Source organism: Streptomyces sp. CNT360 (assembly GCF_000424785.1).
Map to the genome: position 1 here is coordinate 1 of NZ_AUKO01000044.1, position 5,568 is coordinate 5,568.

At 72.6% G+C, this 5,568-nt stretch carries 5 protein-coding genes; all 5 read left to right on the top strand.

Annotation, left to right across the window (positions count from 1 at the left end; all coding sequences use genetic code 11):
* Positions 1-312: 312 nt before the first annotated feature.
* Entirely contained in the window at positions 313-1,989 is a 1,677-nt protein-coding gene (locus H297_RS38460; RefSeq protein ID WP_064744880.1) for an FAD-dependent monooxygenase, read from the top strand.
* Positions 1,973-2,728, top strand: coding sequence for an SDR family oxidoreductase (locus tag H297_RS0125735; protein ID WP_027739392.1), 756 nt, complete (start codon positions 1,973-1,975; stop codon positions 2,726-2,728). Before H297_RS38460 ends, H297_RS0125735 begins: the two co-directional genes overlap by 17 nt.
* A gap of 82 nt (positions 2,729-2,810) precedes the next feature.
* Positions 2,811-3,740: an SRPBCC family protein gene (locus H297_RS0125740; RefSeq protein WP_027739393.1), complete on the top strand. Its 930-nt coding sequence runs from the start codon at positions 2,811-2,813 to the stop codon at positions 3,738-3,740.
* A complete protein-coding gene (locus H297_RS0125745; protein ID WP_027739394.1) occupies positions 3,733-5,193 on the top strand; it encodes a class I adenylate-forming enzyme family protein in 1,461 nt (486 codons plus the stop codon). Before H297_RS0125740 ends, H297_RS0125745 begins: the two co-directional genes overlap by 8 nt.
* Before the next feature lie 59 nt (positions 5,194-5,252).
* Positions 5,253-5,537, top strand: a complete 285-nt coding sequence (locus H297_RS0125750) for an antibiotic biosynthesis monooxygenase family protein (RefSeq protein WP_027739395.1) — start codon at positions 5,253-5,255, stop codon at positions 5,535-5,537.
* Positions 5,538-5,568: the final 31 nt, after the last annotated feature.

Genomic DNA, 5,568 nt, shown 5'->3' on the forward strand with positions numbered 1-5,568 from the left:
CCTTCGCCCCGCCGAGCCGCAGTTCGGCGGCGAGCATCAGACCGACCGGTCCGGCCCCCACGACAACGACGTCTGTGTTCATCGAGCCTCCATTCTCATTCCCCCCGTCGTGGTCCGCGCCGCTGCGCACCGGCCGCCACTGTCGCGGCGGCTCCTCAACTCCGGGTCGAGACGACGTGGACCAGCCGCGACGTGCCGTCCAGCGGGAGTCGAGGTGCGCTCCAGTGCCCTGTCCGAGCCTGTCTTGGCCCAGCCCCTCCCCACGGATCGACAGGCCGCAGGGACATGCGCCCCGGCCGGTGAGGATCAGCAGTGACGCCAGGCACCAGGACACCCCAGGTCCTCGTCGCAGGCGCGGGCCCGGTCGGGCTCGCGCTGGCCCACGAACTCGCCCGGCGGGGCGTGGCCGTGCGTCTCGTCGATGCGAAGGAGAAGCCGGCGGTCACCAGCCGGGCGGTCGCCACGCATCCGCGCACGCTGGAGGCGTACGACCAGATGGGGATCGTGGAGGAGGTGCTCAAGCGGGGCCGTGAGATCAGGGCGTTCACGCTCTTCCAGGACGGGCGCAGGCTGGCCCGTCTGGACGCCGACTACTCGACGATGCCGACGCGGTTCCCCTTCACCCTGGCCATCGAGCAGACCGCCACGGAGGAGGTCTTCCGCAACGCTCTGTCCGGCCTCGGCGTCGCCGTCGAGTGGGGTACCCGGCTGGAGCGGATCGCGCAGGACGACGACGGCGTCACCGCTGAGCTCAAGCCCGCGGCCGGCGAGCCGGAGACGCTGCGCGTGGCGTGGCTGGTGGGCTGCGACGGCGGGCACAGCACGGTGCGCCGGGCTTTGGGCCTGCGTCTGGCCGGGGAGGAGAACCAGACCTGGCTGCTGGCCGACGCCCCGATGGCCAGCGCACTGCCGCCCAACAGCATCTACTGGGTCCGGGCGCGCGGCGGCACGATGATGGCCGTTCCGCTGGCGGACGACCGGTGGCGGCTGCTCGATACGGTCGAGACGGACTACGACGGCGATCCCGACGCGCTCGCCGCCCGGTTCCAGCGCAAGATCAGCCAGGGTGTCGGGCACCAGGTCCGTATCTCCACCCCTACCTGGGTGTCGGTCTTCACCGCGCAGCAGCGCATGGTCTCCAAAATGCGGTCCGGCCGCTGCCTGGTCGCCGGTGACGCCGCGCATGTGCACAGCCCCGCTTCCGGTCAGGGCATGAACACCGGCATCCAGGAGGCGGTCAACCTGGCCTGGAAGCTGGCGATGGTGATCGGCGGGGACGCCGGGGCCGGGCTGCTCGACAGCTACACCGACGAGCGGGTGCCCGTCGGCGCCGCGCTGCTGGAGTCCACCAAGAAGGCCACGCAGATGATCGAGATGCGCAACCGGTTCACCGACCGGGCGCTGCCGGTGATTTTCGGCGTGGTGCGGAACGTGGCCCCGGTCCGCAAGCGGATGCAGCGGGAGATGCTGGGTGGGATGTCGGGGCTGCTGCTGTCCTACGCCGACGGCGGGCTCGTCGCCCCGCCTGATCCGGCGGGGCGTTCTCGCGGCGGTGCGGGCCCGCAGCCCGGGGCCCGGCTCGTCGAGGTCGAGGAGGCCGACGTGGCGAGCCCGGGCTGGGGTGCCCTGCTCTCGGCGATGCGGGGGGCGGGCTGGTTGCTTTTGGCCGCGGACGATCCCGGGCGCCCGGAGGTCGGCGCGGCCCTGCGCACGGCCGGCCGGGAGCACGCCGGCTGGCTGTCGGGGCTGCTGGTGACCGGCTCCCGCATGGCGCGGGGCCCGGGCGAGCTGCCCGATCCGGACCGCCGCGTGGCCGGCCGGCTGGGCCTGGCCCCGGGCGGCTGGCTGCTCGTCCGTCCCGACGGCTACGTCTTCGCCCGGGGTCCCGAACTCTGTGCCCGGCGGCTCGCCGACGCCCTCGGGCTGCTGCCGCTTTCGCAGTCCGCCGCCCCCGCCCCGACCGAGGAGCAGCATGGATCTGGGACTTGAGGGCCGCGTCGCAGTGGTGACCGGTGGGACCCGCGGTATCGGTGCGGCGACGGTGCGCGCTTTCGCCGCCGAGGGCGCACGCGTGGCGTTGACGTATACCGGCTCCGCCGACCGGGCGGCGGCCCTCGTGCGTGAGCTGGGCGGGCCCGGGCGGGCTGTGGCTGTGCGCTACGACCTGGCCGAGCCCGAGACGGTCGAGTCGCTCGTCCCGGCCGTGGAGAAGCACTTCGGCGCTGTCGATGTCCTGGTCGCCAACGCTGTGCGGCGGCCCGGGCGCCGCCCGCCCGCCGGCTTCGAGAACGCCGACCCCGGCGCGTGGGCGTCGCTGGTCAGCGACAACCTCGGCGCCACGCTGCGCACCGTGCAGACCGTCCTGGCGGGCATGCGCCGGCGCGGGCACGGCAGGATCGTCCTCCTCTCCTCGCACCTGGCGGCCAAGGGCCAGGCGGGACAGGAGATCTACACCGCGACGAAGTCGGCACTGCACGGCTTCGCGCTGAGCCTGGCCAGGGACGCCGGCCCGGACGGGGTCCTGGTCAATGTCGTCAGTCCCGGCCTGACCACGACCGAGGACGCCCTGCGGGCCCTTCCGGCCGAGGTGCTGGAGCGGGCCGCCGCCGCCATGCCGACGGGCCGGCTGGGCAGCCCCGAGGAGGTCGCCCGCACGGTCGTCTTCTACTGCTCGGCGGTCAACGAGAACGTCACCGGCGAGCTGGTCTCCCTGGCGGGGCGCGGCTGACCGCCCTTGCCTTTGCAAGACCGTCCCCCCCAACCGTTCGACGCGGGCTTGCGGGCCCGTGCCCACCGTGGAAGGAACACCCGTGACACAGACCCGACTTCCGGCCGGCGACGTCCTGGTCGTGGACGCACCCGCACAGACCGTCTTCGACCTGATCGCCGATCCGGACCACCTCTCCTACCTGTCCTCCTCGATCGTGTACGCCGAGCGGAAGGCCGAGGGCCCCTCGCGCGACCACGTGACCTTCTGGTCCGTCACCGCGGACGAGCAGGTCTGGCCCGCGGTCCGGCGCAGGACGCTCGACCGGGACGCTTTGCGGGTCGACTTCGAGGACGTGTCCGGCTCCCGGCTGGAGGGCGTGCGGGGCGCCTGGATCCTGCGCGCCGTCTCGGAGGGGAAGACGGAGGTGGAGCTGAGCCAGGACACCACGGCGCTCACCGATCCCGCCGCACGCGAGCAGGCCGAGGAACTGCGCCGCCAGCTGCTGGGCACGGTCGGCTACGCGGCCGAGAACCGTGCGGAACTCGGCGATCTGGTCGTCGACTTCTGCGATCCGCTCTTCGTCTCGGGCAAGGCCGAGGACGCCTACCGCATCCTCTACGAGGCCGACCGGTGGCCCGAACGCCTCGCCCACGTCTCCCGGATCGACATGACGGAGGACGTGCCGAACATCCAGTTCTTCGACATGGACACCACGACCTCCGACGGTGCGCCGCACACGACCCGCTCGGTGCGGATCTGCTTCCCCCACTCCAGGATCGTCTACAAGCAGATCGGCCTGCCGGCCCTCCTGGACGCCCACGTCGGCCACTGGCGCTTCACCGAGACCCGCGAGGGCGTCGTCGTCGAGTCGCGGCACGTGGCCGTGATCAAGCCCTCGGCGCTGCCGGTCCTGGGCGAGGGCACCACCGTGGAGGACGCACGCCGCTACCTGCGCCGGGTGCTGAGCACCAACTCGATGACCAACCTGCGCCTGTCCAAGGAGTACGCCGAGGAGCAGGCACGTGCGTGAGCCCGTCGCACGCCTCGACGACCTGCCCCGCCGGGCCGCCGCGGTGTGGGGTGAGCGCACGGCCATCCGCACCGATTGCGGTGACGCGCTGACTTTCGCCGAGCTCGAACGGCGGGTGCAGGGCTGCGCCACCCGGATCAGGGAGCTGGCCGGCGGTCCGGGCGCTGTCGTGGGGGTCAGTTCGCTCCTGCATCCCGACTTCGCCGTGGCCTACTACGGGGCGCTGCGGGCGGGAAGCACCGTCATCCCGGTCAACCCCATGCTGCGGGCGGAGGGCCTGGCTCGTCAGGCGAAGGCCGGCGCAGCCCGGCTCGTTGTGACCACGCCCGAGCTGTCCGCGCAGGTGACCGGCGCCGCGGTGCACGATCTGGGCAGCGGGATGCTGTGGAAGGCCGCACCCTCGCAAGCCGCGCCCGTGGGTCCCGAGGAGACGGCCACCATCCACTTCACCAGCGGAACCACCGGTGAGCCCAAGGGCGTGCTGCAAACCCACCGGAACCTGTCGGTGAACGCGGCGCAGACCGTGCACGCCCACGGGCTGCACGCCGGCTCGGTGACCGTCAACCACCTGCCGACCTATCACCCCATGCACCTGAACGCGGGGCTGTTCGCGGGCGCCGAGCAGGTGCTGGCGACGGACCCCGACCTGGCGGCCTCGCTGCGTACGGCCAACGAGGCGGGCGCCACCCGCTACTACAGCCTGCCGATGCGGCTGAGCCGGCTGGCCGTCCGCCCGGACCTGGCCGAGCTGAAGCTGACCACGGTCGAGGCCGTCTTCTCCGGCGGCGCGGCGCTGCCGGTTCCCGCGGCGCGCACCCTTGCCGAGCACTTCGGCATCCCGGTGCTCCAGGGGTACGGGCTCGCGGAGACCGCGCCGATGACGCACTGCGCAAGCATGACCCGTCCCAAGGAGGGCTCCTGCGGCACGCCCGTGCCGGGTACGGAGTGCCGGATCGTCGACCTGGCGACGGGCGGCACGCTCGGCCCCGGTGAGCGGGGCGAGATCCAGGTGCGCGGGCCGCAGCTGATGAAGGGCTACCTGGGCGAGCCGGAGGGTGCCGCTCTTGAGCCGGGCGGCTGGTTGGCGACGGGCGATGTCGGCCTGACCGACGAGGAGGGGCACCTGTTCGTCGTCGACCGTCTCAAGGACGTCTTCAAGTGCGACCACGAACTGGTCTCGCCGCAGGAGATCGAGCGGACGCTGCTGGCGCACGAGGCAGTCGCCGACTGCGTCGTGGTGGATCTGCCGGACCGGTTCAGCGGCGCGGTCCCCGCCGCCCTCGTCGTGCTGCGTGGCACCGGTTGCCTGCCGGAGCCCGGGGCGGTCGCCGAAAAGGTCAACCGCCGGCTCGCCCCCCACCAGCGCATCCGCCGTATCAGGGCCGTCGCTCAGATAGCCCGGAGCGGCGGAGGCAAGGTGCGCCGCCAGGACCTGCGCCGGCACTTCGACTGACGTGCGCTGGCCCGCCACCCCCCGCCCCCTGTGTTCCGCCGTCCGAAGGAGGAAGATCCATGGTCACGCTCATCAACAAGTTCACGGTCACGGGCGATGCCGACGCCTTCCAGCGCGCCATCGCCCACGTGAGCGCCTACATGCAGGAGCAGCCCGGCTTCGTCAGCCACGCGATGTACCGGTCCTTGAAGGATCCGCAGGTCTTCGTGGAGACGGCGCACTGGGACGACGCCGACTCGCACAAGAAGGCGGTGCAAAGCGAGGAGTTCCGCACCCGTGTCCGCGGTCTCGCCGGGCTCGCGAGCCCCGACGCGGACCTGTACGCGCCGGTCGAGGAGGGCTGAGCGGGCGCGCAGGCGGGAAGGGCCCCGGGGG